Source organism: Lachnospira multipara ATCC 19207, assembly GCF_000424105.1.
Lineage (GTDB): Bacteria > Bacillota > Clostridia > Lachnospirales > Lachnospiraceae > Lachnospira > Lachnospira multipara.
Genome location: NZ_AUJG01000002.1, coordinates 322742 through 340122, shown reverse-complemented (window position 1 = coordinate 340122; position 17381 = coordinate 322742). Strand labels below are relative to the sequence as shown.

The following is a 17381-nucleotide window of genomic DNA, read 5'->3' as shown; positions in this document are numbered from 1 at the left end:
GGATATATGGATATTCAGCTTATTAAGAATGCCGAAGAAAGTAAATATATACCCCTAGCTGGCGAATTGTTACTTCAAACTCAGAATGACGAGTCGATTTTTAGCAATCGATTTAGGTCTAAGAAGATGTTTTTGCTTAATGCGTCAACTAATGAACGTTTTGAAATTGGTGCAGGAATTAAGAAGTATTTGTTTGGAGAGATTTCTTATGCAAGTAAGGATCCAAACTATATATACTTTGTTTCCCTTGAGGAAGAGACTGCAGAAAGCTTTTGGGTAATTCTTTATAAATATCAATTCGATAATGATGAGATTTCTAAAAGTTACAAATTTTCTATGAATAAATCAGACATAGAGGATAGACTTCTTATCTTTGCAATTGATGGAAATTATCTATTGATTGAGCAGATTGATAGAAAGACTAGTAAATTCAAGAGAATAATTCTTCATGAGACAAATCAAGACAGAGACATTCCTATTGAGAATTCTCTAGTGGGAGTTTTAGGTGTTGAGAGAATTATTCCAATTAGTGGTAATAATTGCGTGGTTAAACTTGGAGCAAGCAAGACTTTTGAGCAATTTAAGAATGACAATAAGAAGAAGGACATTTTAATAAGTTCTTATGCCTTAGTGGATGAGGCAGACGTGGTGGACGAGTTTGAAACTAACGAGCAGATAACACCAGAGACTGAGATTATTGGAATTGTTAATATTAGACAGTTTATTTCAGAGAATTCCCTTAACGGGGCCAATGTTAGCATGGAAAGACTTGATGTTGCAAAGAAGGATTCCACTTTCCCATACATTAAGATAACTGAGGGTAAGGTGGTTTATTCTAAGTTCTCCGCTGAATATCATTCAGAGAAGATCGTTTTTTATGATTATGAAAATGATGTAAAGCAGGTACGTCTTAATAATGACGTTTATAAAAGCACGGACTTAAGTTATACCTACATCATTAACGACACACCATATATGATAAGCAGAGCTAAGACTCAAACTACTATGCTTAATCTAAATAACCAAAAGATTGAGGCAAAGTTTGGAGCAGATGTCTATGTGAAATTTGTAGAGAATGACCTTTTGGTTTTATCTAGAAAGAAGCACAAGATTCCATTTTTTAATGAGGGCTCAAACTACATTGAAGTAGTTCGATTCCCAGATATACATACTAAGGTTTTTACAACAAAGGCAGACTATAAGTACTGTATTTCCACAGGAAATAATTTGCTTATTTTTACACTTTAGTTTTTAAGATAGAAAGGAAGTAGTTTTATGAATATGCAGGAAAGACTTGATAGAATTAATGAACTCTATAGAAAGTCTAAGGCTGAAGGCTTAACAACTGCTGAAAAAGAAGAGCAGGATAAATTAAGAAAAGAATATGTTAAGATTTTCCGCGAGAATTTAAGAGGTTCTCTTGAGACAATTAAGATTCAAAATCCTGATGGCAGCATTATTGATGTTAAGGAAAGACATGATGAGAAGATGAAATTAAAGGCCAAGAAAGAATTAGAAGAAGCTAAGAAAAACGGTAACTAAGTTTGGACTTAACTCAGTCGGAGTACAAGCTCCGACTGAGTTAAACGCTCCGCGAGGATGCGCACGGATTCGGACAGGAATTTGTCTGCTGAAGCAGACCCGAATCCGGCGCGCAAGACTCGCGAGCGAGTCTTGACAATTTAGAATTTAGGCTAGGGATTTGGACTAAGAATAGGTAACTAGAACATGGAAAAGACAGAGCTAAGGAAGTTAATTAAAGAAAGAAGAAACACATTTTCAAAAAAAGAATTAGCTAGTTTAAGCGATAGAATAGCGGACAATCTCTTTAAATTAGAGGAATTGGCTTTTGTAAAAAATGTACTTATCTATGTAAGTACTAATGTGGAAGTTGATACAAGAAAATTAATTCTAAAATTTTTTGAGGCAGGCGTTAATGTATATGTGCCTCGTGTAGTGGATTTAGGCCAGGGACTTATGAGATTTTTTAAGATAAATAGCTTAGAAGATTTAGAGCCAGGGTGCATGAAGATTTTAGAGCCAAAACTAAATTTAGAAGAGCTTGATGAAGCTAGTATTGATGATAGCTTTTGCATTATAATGCCCGGTCTTTCTTTTGATAAAAAAGGACATAGGTTAGGTTATGGCGGCGGATTTTATGACAGATTTAATGCAAGAGTTAATCCTAAGCTTTTAAAAGTTGCCCTTAGTTTTGAATTTCAGCTTGTAGATGAATTAATAGCAAATGAATTTGATATAGATGTAGACAAGGTTATTACTGAAAAAGAAATAATAAATTGTAAGTAAAGGATATTTTTATGAATACGGAAATTAAAAAGGAATTAGATAAGATTAAACCAGTTCAGAAAATTAAGGAAGCAGTTGAAAGCAGCGAAGAGCTTTCAGTTCAGATAGAATATATTGGAAAGTGCCAAGAGTATATTATGGATTTAAAGAATAGACTTGGCAGACCACTTTACGCTTGCATTAATACATTTGGTTGCCAGATGAATGCAAGAGACTCAGAGAAATTACTAGGAATTTTAAAGGAAATTGGCTTTGTGGAAACAGATGATGAAACTAAGGCCGATTTTGTTTTATATAATACATGTACAGTTAGAGAGAATGCCAACTTAAGAGTTTATGGTAGATTAGGTCAGTTACGTGGCTTAAAGAGAAAGAAGCCTCATATGCTTATTGCTCTTTGCGGTTGTATGATGCAGGAGCCAGAGGTAGTTGAAAAGATTAAGAAGTCATATAGATTTGTAGATATTGTATTTGGTACATTTAATATCTATGAGTTAGCACAGCTTATTTATGAAAGAATCACAACTAATAAGCAGGTTGTTGACATTAGACAGGATACTAATGAAATTGTAGAAAATTTACCTGTAGAGAGAAAGTTCCCATTTAAGTCTGGCGTTAATATTATGTATGGCTGCGATAAGTTCTGTACTTATTGTATCGTGCCTTATGTTCGTGGTAGAGAAAAGAGTCGTGAACCTAAGGAAATTGTAAGAGAAATCGAGCACCTTGTAGCAGATGGCGTTAAGGAAGTTATGCTTCTTGGACAAAATGTAAACTCATATGGCAAGGGACTTGATGATGATGTTACATTTGCAAACCTTTTAGCTGAAATTGATAAGATTGAAGGTTTAGAGAGAATTAGATTTATGACACCATACCCATCTGATTTTGGTGATGATGTTATTGAAGTCTGTTCAAAATCTACTAAGATTTGTAACCACTTCCATATGCCAGTGCAGAGTGGTAGTACAAGACTTCTAAAGAAGATGAACAGACGTTACACTAAGGAAGAGTATTTATCATTAATTGATAGAATTAGAGCTAAGCTTCCTAATGTTTCATTTACAACTGATATTATTGTTGGTTTCCCAGGTGAGACAGAAGAAGATTTCCTTGAAACTCTTGACGTGGTACGTAAGGCAAATTACGACAGTGCTTACACATTTATTTACTCAAAAAGAACAGGTACACCTGCTGCCAAGTTTGAAGAACAGGTGCCAGAGGATGTGGTTAAGGATAGATTTAACCGCTTACTTGAAGTGGTAGATGAAGTTTGTCATAAGAACAGTAAGAGATTTGAAGGCCAGACAGCAAGAGTACTTGTTGAAGGACTTGATGATCACGAAGAGGGCATGGTAACAGGCCGTATGACTAATAACATCTTAGTTCACTTTAAGGGAGATGCATCCTTAATTGGTTCCCTTGTGGATGTTAAACTTGTGGAATGCAAGGGCTTTTATTACATGGGCGAGTTAGTTTAAGCACAAATAAAAAATGGAGGAGAAGAAATGGCTGAATATTCACCGATGATGCAACAATATCTAAAGACTAAGGAAGAATATAAGGATTGTATTCTTTTTTATCGATTAGGCGATTTCTATGAAATGTTTTTTGACGATGCCATTCAGGTATCAAAAGAGCTTGAGTTAACTCTTACAGGAAAAGATTGCGGACAGGAGGAAAGGGCACCTATGTGTGGTATCCCTTTCCATGCTGCCGAAGGCTATATTAATAGACTTGTAGCTAATGGTCACAAGGTGGCCATTGGTGAACAGGTAGAAGATCCTAAAACTGCAAAGGGTCTTGTTAAGCGAGAGGTTATCAGGGTTGTAACGCCTGGTACTAATATTGAATCTAGTGCTCTTGATGAAACTAAGAATAATTACACTATGAGTATTTTTTATCTTGGTGAGAAATTAGGAGTGTCTTTAGTAGATTATTCTACAGGAGAATTCTTTGTAACAGAGCTAACAACTGGCTCTGCTTTAATTGATGAAATTAATAAATTTACTCCATCAGAAATCATTATTAATGAGTATTTTTTAATGTCAGGAATTGATATTAATACAGTTTGTGATAAGTTAAATATTTCTGTATCAACTCTTGATAATTGGTATTTTGATGATGATACAGCAAAGAGAACCATAGAGGAACATTTTCATGTGACTGACCTTACAGGTCTTGGTCTTGCTGACTTAACTGTTGGAATTAATGCTGCAGGCTCCCTTCTTGTCTACCTAAAAGAGACTCAAAAGACAGAGCTTTCACATATTACTAATCTAGTTCCTTATACTACAGGAAAATATATGCTTATCGATTCTTCATCAAGAAGAAACCTTGAATTGGTTGAGACCATGAGAGAGAAGCAAAAGAAGGGTTCTCTTCTTTGGGTACTTGATAAGACTAAGACTGCAATGGGTGCTAGATCCCTTCGACTTTTAATTGAGCAGCCTCTTATTAATAAAGAAGAAATTATTAGAAGACAGGATGCTATTGAGGAGCTTAATAATCATGCCATTGATAGGGAAGAGCTTAGAGAATATCTAAATCCTATCTATGATTTAGAGCGAATCATGACTAAGATTAGTTGTCATTCAGCTAATCCAAGAGACTTAATTGCTTTTAAGAATTCTTTGGAAATGTTACCTCATATTAAGAGAATTATTGGAGGATTTAAGTCTGATTTATTCAAAGAATATTTTAATGAATTAGATGATTTGTCTGATTTATACAATTTAATTTCAGCAGCTATTATTGATGATCCACCAATTGCTATGCGTGATGGTGGACTTATTAAGGATGGCTATTCTGCTGAAGTTGATGAGTTAAAAAATGCGAAGATTAACGGTAAGGATATGCTTTCAGCTATAGAAGAGCGTGAACGTGAGGCAACAGGCATTAAGAACTTACGTATTAAATACAATAAGGTTTTTGGTTATTACTTAGAGGTTACTAATTCCTTTAAGTCTTTAGTTCCTGATAACTGGGTTAGAAAGCAGACTTTAACTAATGCTGAGCGTTATACAATGGATGAGTTAAAGAAGCTTGAAGATATGATTCTTGGGGCTGAAGATAAGCTGTATTCTCTAGAATATGACTTATTTGTTGAGGTTAGAGATAAGATTGCAGGAGAGGTTTTACGTATTCAAAAGACTGCAAGAGCAGTGGCAATGATTGATGTATTTGCTTCTCTATCAGTGGTTGCAGTAAATAATAACTTTACAAGACCTAGAATTAATGAAAAGGGAATCATTGATATTAAGGATGGTAGACATCCAGTGGTTGAGAAGATGATTTCAGGAGATATGTTTGTTTCAAATGATACATATCTTGATAATAACGCCAATAGAGTGGCAATTATAACGGGTCCTAATATGGCTGGTAAGTCTACATATATGAGACAGACAGCTCTTATTTGCTTGCTTGCACAAACTGGTTCTTTTGTACCTGCAAGTTCTGCTAACATTTGCCTAGTAGATAGAATCTTTACAAGAGTTGGTGCATCAGATGATTTGGCTAGTGGACAGTCTACCTTCATGGTGGAGATGACAGAGGTTGCCAACATTTTACGAAATGCTACTAAAAACAGTCTTATTATTCTAGATGAGATTGGCCGTGGTACTTCTACCTTTGATGGACTAAGTATTGCTTGGGCTGTAGTTGAGCACATTGCTAATACTAAGATTCTAGGTGCTAAGACACTTTTTGCAACTCATTATCATGAGCTTACTGAACTTGAAGGGTCTCTAGCAGGTGTTAAGAATCTTTGCATTGCCGTTAAGGAAAAGGGAGATGATATAGTATTCCTTAGAAAGATTGTAAAGGGCGGCGCGGATAAGAGTTATGGTATTCAGGTGGCAAGACTTGCAGGAGTTCCTGAAACAGTACTTGATAGAGCTAAGGAATTAGTACTTGAACTTAGCAATGCAGACATTTCCATGAAGGCTAAGGATATTGCTCAGTATTCAAAGCAAAGCTCTAAGATTGGAGAAGAGTATAAGAGCGTGTCTGACCTTGATGTAAGACAGATGACACTATTTGATGCGGTTCCAGATAATGACATTTTAGATGATTTAAGAAATCTTGATATAACTAATATGACACCTATTGATGCCCTTAATGAGCTCTACAAGCTACAGGGCAAGTTAAAGAATAGATGGTAGAATTTTTGAACGCAGTGTAAGCAATCCCCCGCTTCAAAAGCGTAAGCTTTAAGCGGGGGTATAAAGCTTACTAGTGTCAGAAGGGGTTAAAGCCCCTTCTGACAGGTGGCACAAAGTGCCACTGCGTTCATGAGGAAGTAGCGAAGCGGATTCCGAATGTCCGCTTTACTAAAAAAGACATAAATTAAGGCTAAAGTTGGGAGGGATAATATGCCAATTAAGATGCTAGATCAGGCTACAATTAACAAGATTGCAGCTGGTGAAGTAGTTGATAGACCTCAGTCTATTGTTAAGGAGCTTGTTGAAAATGCTATCGATGCCGGAGCAAGCGCAATTACAGTAGAAATTAAAGAAGGCGGAATTAGTTTTATAAGAGTAACTGATAACGGCAGTGGTATTAACGGAGATGAGATTCCAACGGCCTTTCTTAGACATGCCACAAGTAAGATAAAGTCTATTGAAGATTTAATTAGCGTATCTTCTCTTGGCTTTAGAGGTGAGGCCCTTGCAAGTATTGCAGCGGTGGCTCAGGTGGAATTAATTACTAAGACTAAGGATAAGCTAAATGGCTATCGTTACGTAATAGAAGGCGGTAAGGAGAAAAGTCTAGAGGAGGTTGGCGCCCCTGATGGTACAACAATTGTTGTAAGAAATTTATTTTACAATACTCCAGTTCGTCGTAAATTTTTAAAATCTGCCAACACAGAAGGGGGCTATATTAACTCTCTTATGCAGTACCTAGCCCTTTCACATCCAGATGTTTCTTTTAGATTTATTGCTAATAATAACAATAAATTGCACACTTCTGGTAACACTAATTTAAAGGACATTATTTATAGTGTTTATGGTAGGGAAATTACTGCAAATCTTTATGAAATTAATGCAAAGACCATGGATATTTCCATGAAGGGTTTTATTTGTAAGCCTTTTATTTGTAGAGGTAATAGAAGTTACGAGAATTATTACATCAACGGCCGTTACATTAAAAGTAACATTATTAATAAGGCCATTGAGGATGCCTATAAGGGCTTTGTAATGCCAAAGAATTATCCATTTACAGCGATACATTTTACAATTAATTCTGAAATTATTGATGTAAATGTGCATCCTTCAAAGATGGAGCTTCGCTTTGCAAACAATGATTATGTCTATAATTTTGTATATGCAAGCGTGCTTTCTTGCCTAAAGGCTCAGGAGCTTGCAGCAAATGTTCCTGTGGGCCCTAATAGTGAGAAGGAAGAAAGGACTGTGGCTGCTAGCCTAAATCAGCATGATAAGAAGGATACTGAAGTTAAATTTGGTATGGCTAGTTTTCGTGGAATTGGAAATTCTAACGGTGTTTCAAATCATAATTCCTCAAATCTTGCTTCAAACTATCAGGAGAGAAGAATCGATAAGGTATCTGCTGCAGAGATTGAAAATCAGGTTAAGCCTAATATTAATAAGGAAAGACTTCCTGAGCCTTTTGAAATCAAGCGTTCTAATGAAATGATTAAAGAGGATTTAAAGGAGTATGAGGCTGTTAATGATAAGCTAAAGACTTCAGAGCAGATGTCCATTTTTGATGATAAATTATTAGCCCAGACTAATAAGCCAAAGTATAGGATTATTGGCCAGCTCTTTGAGACTTACTGGTTATTTGAGCTGGGGGATAAGTTTTATATGATGGATCAGCACGCAGCTCACGAGAAGGTGCTATATGAGCGTTTTATGAAACATTTGCATGAAAAGGAAATGTCTTCACAGATGATTATGCCTCCGGTTATTCTTACTCTTAACATGAGAGAAGAGGAGTTATTAAAAGAAAATATGAAGCGCTTTAAGGACTTGGGCTATGAAATTGAGGAGTTTGGTGGCAATGAATATAAGCTTACAGGAATTCCTGCAGGCCTTCCAACTCTTGATTATAAGGCGCTTTTTATAGAGATTTTGGATAATTTAACTGAGGATTATAAGTCTGGTGAGGCAGAAATTTTTACGGATAGAGTGGCGACCATGTCTTGTAAAGCGGCGGTTAAGGGTAATAATAAGTTGTCTATTAATGAGGTGGAGGAGCTTATGGCAGAGCTTATGACTCTTGATAATCCTTACAATTGTCCTCATGGCAGACCAACTTTGATTATTATGACTAAGTATGATATTGAAAGAAAGTTTAAGAGAATAGTAGGTTAATAAATTTATGGAAAATAAAGACAAACAACCTTTAATAATTATATCTGGACCAACAGCGGTTGGTAAAACTTCTAGTTCTATAAAGCTTGCAAAGGCCATTAACGGTTCTATTATTAGTGCTGATTCTATGCAGGTTTATAGGGGCATGGATATTGGTACTGCAAAGATTACAAAGGAAGAGATGGAGGGAGTTAAGCATTACTTAATTGACTGTCTTGATCCTAAGGATGAGTTTAATGTTATGGTTTTTAAGGAAATGGCTCTAAAGGCGATTGAAGAAATCAGACATGAAGGAAAGATTCCTATTGTAGTTGGTGGTACTGGCTTTTATGTGCAGGCTCTTTTATATGATGTGGAGTTTACAAAGACTGAGGATGATAATAGCGAGTATAGAAATTCTTTATATGAATATGCTAAGACTTATGGAAATGAAGCTCTACACGCTAAGTTAGATGAGGTGGATAAAGAGTCTGCGGCTAGTATACATGCTAATAATGTAAAGAGAGTTGCTAGGGCTTTGGAGTATTTTCATCAGACAGGGGAGCTTTTCTCTAAGCATAATGAGACTCAAAAGCAGAGGACTTCTCCTTTTAATTATGTTTACTTCGTATTAAATGATGATAGAGATGCTCTTTATGAAAGAATTGATAAAAGAGTGGACAAGATGTTTTTAGATGGCCTTGTTAGTGAAGTTGAAAAATTAGCTAAAATGGGGTACACTAAAGACCTTGTGTCTATGCAGGGCATAGGTTACAAAGAGATTCTTGACTATTTAGATGGCAAGTATTCTTTGGAGGAAGCTAAGGAAATAATCAAGCGTGATACAAGAAGGTTTGCAAAGAGACAGCTTACTTGGTTTAGACGAGAGAAGGACTGTCTTTGGGTAGATATTGGAAAGCTTGATTACGACTTTAGTAGAATAATTGATTTTATGATGCTTGAAATTAAGAATAGAGAATTAATTTAAAAGCATTAGTTGGAGGAATATCGTGAAATTAGCATATTGTAATGAATTTAACATCGACCCAAAGGTCTATGACTTTTGCGAAAGTGTAGAGAATGATTTAAAGGCTAGATTTGAGAAAATCGATAAGGTTGCAGAATTTAACCAGTTAAAGGTTATTAGCGCTATGCAAAAGGCAAAGGTTTCAGAGGCACATTTATCTGGAACAACAGGTTATGGCTATAATGACTTAGGTAGAGATACATTAGAGGAGATTTATGCTGACATTTTCAAAGCAGAAGATGCTCTTGTAAGACCACAGATTACTTGCGGTACACATGCATTAAATGTAGCACTAGCTTCCCAGCTTCGTCCAGGGGATGAGCTTTTATCACCTGTTGGAAAGCCTTACGATACTATGGATGAAATCATTGGTATTAGAGAATCTAAGGGAAGTCTTGCTGAATACGGCATTAGCTATAGACAGGTGGATTTACTTGAGGATGGTAGTTTTGATTTTGATGGAATTAAGGCCGCAATTAATGAAAAGACTAAGTTAGTTACAATTCAGCGTTCAAAGGGCTATGCTACAAGACCTACATTATCTGTTGAGCAAATCGGCGAGCTTATTAGCTTTATTAAGTCTATTAAGCCAGAAGTTATTTGTATGGTAGATAACTGTTATGGTGAATTTGTAGAAGAGATTGAGCCAACTGAGGTTGGAGCTGATATGTGCGTTGGTTCTTTAATTAAGAACCCAGGTGGCGGACTTGCTCCTTGTGGCGGTTATATCGTTGGTAAGAAGGAATGCATCGAGCAGGCAGCTTACAGATTAACTAGTCCTGGCCTTGGTAAGGAAGTTGGTGCTTCCCTTACTCTTAATCAAAGCTTCTATCAGGGCTTATTCCTTGCTCCAACAGTAGTAGCAGGCGCTCTTAAAGGTGCGATTTTTGCTGCAAATGTTTACGAGAAGGCAGGCTTTAAGTGTAGACCGACAGCAAGCGAAGATAGATATGATATTATTCAGAATGTAGAGCTTGGTTCTAAGGAGGGCTTACTTGCTTTCTGTAAGGGTATTCAGATGGCTGCTCCAGTAGATAGCTTCTTAACACCAGAGCCATGGGCAATGCCAGGTTATGATTCAGATGTTATTATGGCTGCCGGCGCTTTCGTTCAGGGTTCATCTATTGAGCTTAGTGCAGATGGCCCACTAAAGGAACCATACCTTGTATTTTTCCAGGGTGGCTTAACATGGTATCATGCTAAACTTGGTATTATGATGAGTGCTAATGAGATGTTTAAGGCTGGTCTTTTTAACATTTAAATAAGTTTTAAATTAGTATTGTGCTTGAAAATCCCCCTATTTATGCTAAAATAGTTCTGTGCTATAATTTTAAGTGATTTTGTAATCAAGAAAATTATTCTAAAGAGGGGGATATAATGGCTAAGTATAAAAATGGCTGGTTATTGTTACTGTTTATTATTATTGGGATAGTACTTGGCGGTTTGGTAGCTGAAGCTGCAAAAGGGGTTCCTGGAATTTCTTGGCTAAGCTACGGACAAACAATTGGAACAGTAGATGGAAATTTAACTACTATTGATTTAGGGGTTATAATTTTTACTATTGCTCTTCAGATTAAACTGACAGTTGCAAGTATTATTGGCATTATTCTTGCAATTATCGTTTTTAAGGTTATTTAAGACGGGGTATTCTGTAATTTAATTACATGAATAGTATGTTTAACAACGGGGGCATTGACATTGAATTGATGCCTTATGAGAAGGCTTTAAGATATGGAATAGAGACTTTAACGGATGTGGAGATTTTAGCAGTGATTTTACGAACGGGAGTTGGTAAGATTAAGGTGCTAGACTTAGCTAAGTTATTATATGATACAGCGGGAAATAAAGGCTTAGTTGGCCTTGCTTCTCTTGAAATTGATGATTTAGTTAAGATAAAGGGCATTGGTAGAGTTAAGGCTATTCAGATTAAATCTATAATAGAGCTTTCAAAGAGACTAGCTAAGTTAAAGGCCAATGAGAAGTTAGATTTTTCTAGGTCTGAGACGGTGGCTAAGTTTTATATGCAGGATTTAAGACATTTACAGCAGGAGCATCTAATTCTTGTTTTATTAGATAGTAAGTGCTGTTTAATTAAAGATATGGTCTTGACAGTTGGCACGGTTAATAGTTCCTTAATAGATACGAGAGACATTTTCATTAAGGCACTTAAAAGCGGGGCTGTACAGATTATGTTAATCCATAATCATCCAAGTGGAGATCCTACACCTAGCAAGGCAGACATTAATGTGACTAAAGAGATTTATGAGGCTGGTAAAATTCTTGGAGTTAATTTAACTGACCATATTGTTATAGGTGACAATACCTATGTTAGTCTCAAGGCTATTGGGATTTTTTAATTAAAGGAAAGGGTTTTATAACCGAAAGGAAAGGAATACGACATGTCTAACGTATACGGAATTGATATTGGAACAAGTAATTTTAAAATGTGCACTAAGGATAACGAGATTCTTAATGAGAAGAACATTATCGCCATTGTTAATAAGAACGAATTATTAGCTTTTGGTGATGAAGCATACGAGATGTATGAGAAGACACCTGAGAATATTGAGGTTTCTTTCCCAGTTAAGTTTGGCGTAATCGCTGACATCGAGAATATGCAGACACTTCTTTATAGTTTCTATGAGAAGATTAATAAGGAAAAGAAAACTGGTAATACAGAATTTTATATAGCAGTACCAACTGATGTTACAGAAGTTGAGAAGAGAGCTTTCTATGAATTAGTAGTAGAGTCTAAGGTTAAGGCTAAGAACGTATTCGTAGTAGACAAGCCAGTAGCTGATGCAATCGGTGCAGGTATTGACGTTACAAAGTCAAAGGGTGTTATGGTTGTTAACATCGGTGCTGAGACAACAGAAATTTCAGTATTATCTCTTGGTGGTATTGTAATTTCTAAGTCAGTTAAGATTGGTGGCAATAAGCTTGATGAGTGCATTATTTCTGCAGTAAGAAAGGCTTATAATTTAGTAATTGGTTCTAAGACTGCTGAAGGTTTAAAGAAGGAACTTGGTAGTGCGGTTAAGACAGAGGAGAAGTTTGCTCCTGGCTTTGGTCGTAACATTTTATCAGGTCTTCCAGTAAGCGTTCAGATTTCTTCAGATGTTATCTATGATGCTATTGTTGATCCGCTTCACTCAATTATGGATTCAATAAAAGTTATCTTAGAGAGAACTCCACCAGAACTTGCTGCTGATATTATTAAGGATGGCGTATATTTCACAGGTGGTACATCTATGATTAATAATTTAGAGGATTTCATTAAGAGCGAGACAAATCTTAATGTTACAATAGTAGAAAATCCTTCAGAATCTGTTGTTAGAGGTCTTATGGGAGTTGTAACAAATCCTGATTTTGCTAAGATTCCTTATACTCCTCAGGATAGAACTTTTGAGTAAATATAAGAAACGAGGTAATAAGGTATATGAGAAAGAAATTTGAATCTTTTCTTACATCTAAATATATTCTTATTGGCTTAACTGTTATTTGTTTATTCTTTATTGGAACTTCCTTTTTTACGGATTCCCTAACAAAGCCTTTACAGACTGCAGTTTCTTATGTTGTCGTTCCTTTACAAAAGGGTATGAACAATTTAGGACTTTGGGTTTCTGATAAGCTTGATAACCTACAGGAAATTTCTGATGTTTTGGAAAAGAATGAAGAATTACAAAGTCAAGTTGATGCATTGACAGAAGAGAACAATTTACTTAAGCAAGAGACATATGAATTAGACAGACTAAGAGAACTTTATGAACTTGATAATCAGTATTCTCAATATTCAAAAGTAGGTGCTAATGTTATTGGTATTTCATCAGATAACTGGTATTCTTCACTTACTATAGATAAGGGATCAGATGATGGAATTCAAGTAGATATGAACGTAGTTGCTAGCGGTGGTTTAGTTGGAATTGTAACTGAGGTGGGATCTAATTACGCTATTGTAAAGACTATTGTTGAAGATAATAGTTATGTGAGTGGCATGATTATTGATACTAACGAAACTTGTATAGTTCAGGGTGATGTGGAACTTATGGATTCTGGCATGGTACATCTTGGATATTTTGCAAGTGATGTTACAGTTAATGATGGCGATAAGATCGTTACATCAAACGTTAGCGATAAATATTTGCAAGGTATATTAATTGGATATGCAACAAATGTAACAGCTGACTCAAATAACCTAACTCAGTCAGGTTATTTAATACCTGCAGTTGATTTTAATAACTTACAGGAAGTTTTAGTTATTACTGATTTAAAAACAACTACGGATTAATTTGTACTTTAAAAGGGGAAGGCTTTTATAGTCTTTCCCTATTTTGCATGAGGTGGACATATGAAAAGAAAAGTTTGTGAACTTGTATTAATAGTTATTTTTTATTTATTACAAGTGTCAGTTGGTAGAGTAATCGCAGTTGCAAATATAGTACCGAATTTTCTTATTATTTTACCAATCATTTTTGGTTTCTTAAAGGGAAGAAACGAAGGTATGTTTGTTGGATTCTTTGCTGGAGTTATGTATGATTTATATTTCTCTAGCTTATTTGGATTTACTGCTTTGTGCTTTGTTTATATTGGTTATTATGCAGGATTTTTCTATGAGAAATATGAAAAATACGAAATCTTAATCCCAATGGCTATGGTCTTGGTTTTTGATTTTGTCTATGAATTTTTATGTTATATTGGTAACTTCTTGTTACATAATAGATTAAATGCTGGATTTTTCATTTCGCGAATTATAATACCAGAAGTGGTTTATACTTGCCTTTGTACTTTAATTTTGTATAAATTATTAGCTTATATAAATGACAAACTAGACACTGTTAAAACAAAGAAAAGGGGCGTGAATTTCGATGAAGGAAGTATTTGATTATATTTTAAGTATTATTAAATCAAGAATCTTTCCTATAGTTTTAATCTTTATTATTTTAATTTGTGTTCTTGTAAACAGATTGTTTAGTTTACAGATTATGAATGGATCAAGTTATGCTACTAATCTTAATAGTTCCATTCAAAAGAAGATGAGTGTAACTGCAACTAGAGGTAGAATTTTTGATAAGAATGGTGTATTGCTTGCTTATAACGATTTAGCGTACGCTGTAACAATTAGTGATAGCGGTACATATTCTAGTAACGATGTTAAAAATGCTACAATTAATAAAAGTATAGATGAGACTTTAAATATTATTGAAGAGAATGGTGATACATATTCTAACGATTTTCCAATCATTTATGAAAATGGCACATACTCTTATAATATTGAGTCAACTACACTTTTAAGATTTATTAGAGATAGCTACGGTGTTAGTAGTATTGCAGAATTAACTGATGAACAAAGGGACGTTTCGGCAGAGGAATTATTTAATTATTATCTTGATAAATACGCTGTTTCTCTTGATGACTACTCAGTTGAGCATGCTTTAATGATTGTAAATTTAAGACGTTATATGTCAGCTAATTCATATAATAGATACTTATCTTTTACAATTGCTAATGAAGTTTCAGACGCCACTATGGCAGCTATTTTAGAAAATTCTGGAGAATTAGTAGGTGTTCAAGTAGAAGAGAAGTATATTAGAAGATACACTTATGGAAAATATATGTCACAGATTCTTGGCTACACAGGTACGGTTTCTTCTTCAGAGCTAGAAGAGCTTGGAGATTCTTATGAAAGTAATGATGTAGTTGGTAAGTCTGGTATTGAGTCTTCTATGGAAAGCGTTTTAGCTGGTACTAAGGGTTCTCAGACAGTTTATGTTGATACTGTTGGCCGAATTACTGAGGTTATTTCAGAGGAAGAGGCAACAGCAGGTTACGATGTATATTTGACTATTGATGTAAATCTTCAAAAGACTATCTATGATGATATTGAAGATGAGCTTGTAACAATTCTTGCAAGCCACCTTACATCTGGCTCTACAAAATATACTTATGACTCTGACGGTGATGTAGAAGATATTTATATTACAGCACAAGAGGTTTATTATGCATTTATTGATAACAATTTGTTGTCTTTAAGCCAGATAGCAAGTTCAGATAGTTCGGTAGCTCAAAGCGTTTATCAGTCTTTCTTAGCTAAGAAGAGTGAAGTTCTTGGCTGGGTTAAGGAGGAATTGGCTTCTGGTAATACAGGATATAGTTCTTTGACTTCTGAACAGCAGGTTTACATTTGGTACATTTACACCTTACTTAAAACTGAGGGTATCTTTGATACTTCAAATGTAGACACATCAGATGAGACTTATGCAAACTGGACAGGTACGGATAGTACTGTAAGTTTACAGACACTCCTTACATATGGTATTTCTCAAAACTGGATTGATATGTCATCTCTTACAGATGAGCAGTATACTTCTTTACAGGAGTCCTACGATGTTTTAGTTGACTATATCATTTCTGCACTTGATACAGATTCTTCATTTTTTAAGAAAATCTACAAATACCTTATAGAGGATGGCTCAGTTTCAGGTTCACAGCTCTGCATTCTTTTATATGAGCAGGGTTATCTTGATCCTAATGCTGAGAATTCAAAGTACACAGAGCTTGTAAACGGTAGCATGGGTGCTTATGAATTTATAAATTATGTAATCACTAATAAGATTATTACACCAGGTGAGTTAGCGCTTGAGCCTTGTTCTGGTTCAGCAGTAGTAACAGATCCAAACTCTGGTGATATCCTAGCTTTGGTTTCTTATCCAAGTTATGATAACAACAAGTTATCTGGTTCTATTGATGCGACTTACTATAGTCAGTTGGTTTCAGATAATGCTAGTCCGCTTCTTAATAGAGCGACTCAGTCTTTTATTGCGCCAGGTTCTACTTATAAGCCTTGTTCAGCTATAGCAGGTCTTAGCACAGGAATTATTTCATCATCAACAGGCTTTTATTGTTCTGGTTCTTTTGATTTGGTTACTCCATCTCCTAAGTGTTGGAGAACTTCAGGACATGGTACTGAAACAGTAACAACAGCAATTAGAGATTCATGTAACGTTTATTTCTATAATGTAGGCTATCAGCTTGCTATGAAAAATGGATCTTACAACAGTACCTATGGCACAAGCATTTTACAAAACTACTCAGATATGTTAGGTCTTTCAACAACGGTGGGTGTTGAGATTGAAGAGGGTACACCACAGGCTTCAACAACTAATGCTATTGCATCTGCAATTGGACAGGGTACTCATAAGTATTCAACTCTAAATCTTGCTCGTTATGTAACAACTCTTGCAACATCTGGTACTGTTTATAATTTAACTTTAATTGATAAGATTACAGATTCTGATGGAAATGTAATCGAGGACAATTCAGCAGAGGTTAACAACCAGGTTGAGCTTGATTCAAGTATTTGGGATGCAGTTCATACTGGTATGCAGCTTGCTGGTTCTACTTATTCAGCGGTTAATGCACTTAACCTAAAGATTGCTGCGAAAACTGGTACAGCGCAGGAAAAGACAACTTCTCCTGACCACGCTCAGATGATAAGTTATGCACCTTATGATAATCCGGAGGTTTGCGTGGCAGTTACAATTCAAAATGGTTATACTTCATCCAATGCCATTGCTTTATCGGCTGAGATTTATAAGTGTTACTATGGAGTGGAGTAAACATACGAAGTATAAAATATATAAAACTTTAAAAGATTATAAATTAGCTGGGTAACTGGCTAATTTATAATTTTTTTTCTTAATTATTTTAAAAATCTATGGTTATTTAATGGTTTT

General features: G+C 35.3%; 14 protein-coding genes. All 14 read left to right on the top strand.

The window, feature by feature from the left end:
* Nucleotides 1-6 precede the first annotated feature (6 nt).
* The 14 genes from G600_RS0104005 (at nucleotide 7) to G600_RS0103940 (ending at nucleotide 17264) form a co-directional block, all read left to right on the top strand.
* Nucleotides 7-1248: a hypothetical protein gene (locus G600_RS0104005; protein WP_027430785.1), complete on the top strand. Its 1242-nt coding sequence runs from the start codon at nucleotides 7-9 to the stop codon at nucleotides 1246-1248.
* Between the two features lie 27 nt (nucleotides 1249-1275).
* The gene (locus tag G600_RS0104000) at nucleotides 1276-1542 is read left to right on the top strand and encodes a DUF896 domain-containing protein (RefSeq protein WP_027430784.1); all 267 of its coding nucleotides are present in this window, start codon (nucleotides 1276-1278) and stop codon (nucleotides 1540-1542) included.
* A 186-nt stretch (nucleotides 1543-1728) separates the two neighbouring features.
* The gene (locus G600_RS0103995) at nucleotides 1729-2307 is read left to right on the top strand and encodes a 5-formyltetrahydrofolate cyclo-ligase (protein WP_027430783.1); all 579 of its coding nucleotides are present in this window, start codon (nucleotides 1729-1731) and stop codon (nucleotides 2305-2307) included.
* 11 nt (nucleotides 2308-2318) lie between these two features.
* Nucleotides 2319-3788, top strand: a complete 1470-nt coding sequence (gene miaB / locus G600_RS0103990) for a tRNA (N6-isopentenyl adenosine(37)-C2)-methylthiotransferase MiaB (RefSeq protein WP_034245432.1) — start codon at nucleotides 2319-2321, stop codon at nucleotides 3786-3788.
* Between the two features lie 27 nt (nucleotides 3789-3815).
* On the top strand, nucleotides 3816-6470 hold the full coding sequence (gene mutS, locus G600_RS0103985) for a DNA mismatch repair protein MutS (RefSeq protein ID WP_027430781.1): 2655 nt from the start codon (nucleotides 3816-3818) through the stop codon (nucleotides 6468-6470).
* 210 nt (nucleotides 6471-6680) lie between these two features.
* Nucleotides 6681-8642, top strand: coding sequence for a DNA mismatch repair endonuclease MutL (gene mutL / locus G600_RS0103980; RefSeq protein ID WP_027430780.1), 1962 nt, complete (start codon nucleotides 6681-6683; stop codon nucleotides 8640-8642).
* 7 nt (nucleotides 8643-8649) lie between these two features.
* Entirely contained in the window at nucleotides 8650-9609 is a 960-nt protein-coding gene (gene miaA / locus G600_RS0103975; protein WP_027430779.1) for a tRNA (adenosine(37)-N6)-dimethylallyltransferase MiaA, read from the top strand.
* Between the two features lie 52 nt (nucleotides 9610-9661).
* Complete coding sequence (locus G600_RS0103970; protein WP_027430778.1) at nucleotides 9662-10909, top strand: methionine gamma-lyase family protein; 1248 nt, start codon at nucleotides 9662-9664, stop codon at nucleotides 10907-10909.
* A gap of 116 nt (nucleotides 10910-11025) precedes the next feature.
* On the top strand, nucleotides 11026-11286 hold the full coding sequence (locus G600_RS0103965) for a DUF4321 domain-containing protein (RefSeq protein WP_027430777.1): 261 nt from the start codon (nucleotides 11026-11028) through the stop codon (nucleotides 11284-11286).
* A gap of 35 nt (nucleotides 11287-11321) precedes the next feature.
* Nucleotides 11322-12005 carry a RadC family protein gene (gene radC / locus G600_RS0103960; RefSeq protein ID WP_051195350.1) on the top strand — a complete coding sequence of 228 codons (684 nt, stop codon included), beginning with the start codon at nucleotides 11322-11324 and terminating at the stop codon, nucleotides 12003-12005.
* A 42-nt stretch (nucleotides 12006-12047) separates the two neighbouring features.
* Nucleotides 12048-13061: a rod shape-determining protein gene (locus G600_RS0103955; RefSeq protein ID WP_027430775.1), complete on the top strand. Its 1014-nt coding sequence runs from the start codon at nucleotides 12048-12050 to the stop codon at nucleotides 13059-13061.
* Between the two features lie 26 nt (nucleotides 13062-13087).
* Nucleotides 13088-13936, top strand: coding sequence for a rod shape-determining protein MreC (gene mreC, locus G600_RS0103950; protein WP_027430774.1), 849 nt, complete (start codon nucleotides 13088-13090; stop codon nucleotides 13934-13936).
* A 60-nt stretch (nucleotides 13937-13996) separates the two neighbouring features.
* Complete coding sequence (gene mreD, locus G600_RS0103945; protein WP_027430773.1) at nucleotides 13997-14530, top strand: rod shape-determining protein MreD; 534 nt, start codon at nucleotides 13997-13999, stop codon at nucleotides 14528-14530.
* A complete protein-coding gene (locus G600_RS0103940; protein ID WP_027430772.1) occupies nucleotides 14514-17264 on the top strand; it encodes a penicillin-binding transpeptidase domain-containing protein in 2751 nt (916 codons plus the stop codon). The genes mreD and G600_RS0103940 overlap by 17 nt, the downstream gene beginning before the upstream one ends.
* Nucleotides 17265-17381: the final 117 nt, after the last annotated feature.

What these genes read in the sequence shown, in the direction of transcription:
- G600_RS0104005 (WP_027430785.1), top strand. Translation starts at nt 7, where the DNA reads ATGGATATTCAGCTTATTAAGAATGCCGAAGAAAGTAAATATATACCC.
- G600_RS0104000 (WP_027430784.1), top strand. Translation starts at nt 1,276, where the DNA reads ATGAATATGCAGGAAAGACTTGATAGAATTAATGAACTCTATAGAAAG.
- G600_RS0103995 (WP_027430783.1), top strand. Translation starts at nt 1,729, where the DNA reads ATGGAAAAGACAGAGCTAAGGAAGTTAATTAAAGAAAGAAGAAACACA.
- miaB (WP_034245432.1), top strand. Translation starts at nt 2,319, where the DNA reads ATGAATACGGAAATTAAAAAGGAATTAGATAAGATTAAACCAGTTCAG.
- mutS (WP_027430781.1), top strand. Translation starts at nt 3,816, where the DNA reads ATGGCTGAATATTCACCGATGATGCAACAATATCTAAAGACTAAGGAA.
- mutL (WP_027430780.1), top strand. Translation starts at nt 6,681, where the DNA reads ATGCCAATTAAGATGCTAGATCAGGCTACAATTAACAAGATTGCAGCT.
- miaA (WP_027430779.1), top strand. Translation starts at nt 8,650, where the DNA reads ATGGAAAATAAAGACAAACAACCTTTAATAATTATATCTGGACCAACA.
- G600_RS0103965 (WP_027430777.1), top strand. Translation starts at nt 11,026, where the DNA reads ATGGCTAAGTATAAAAATGGCTGGTTATTGTTACTGTTTATTATTATT.
- radC (WP_051195350.1), top strand. Translation starts at nt 11,322, where the DNA reads ATGTTTAACAACGGGGGCATTGACATTGAATTGATGCCTTATGAGAAG.
- G600_RS0103955 (WP_027430775.1), top strand. Translation starts at nt 12,048, where the DNA reads ATGTCTAACGTATACGGAATTGATATTGGAACAAGTAATTTTAAAATG.
- mreC (WP_027430774.1), top strand. Translation starts at nt 13,088, where the DNA reads ATGAGAAAGAAATTTGAATCTTTTCTTACATCTAAATATATTCTTATT.
- mreD (WP_027430773.1), top strand. Translation starts at nt 13,997, where the DNA reads ATGAAAAGAAAAGTTTGTGAACTTGTATTAATAGTTATTTTTTATTTA.
- G600_RS0103940 (WP_027430772.1), top strand. Translation starts at nt 14,514, where the DNA reads ATGAAGGAAGTATTTGATTATATTTTAAGTATTATTAAATCAAGAATC.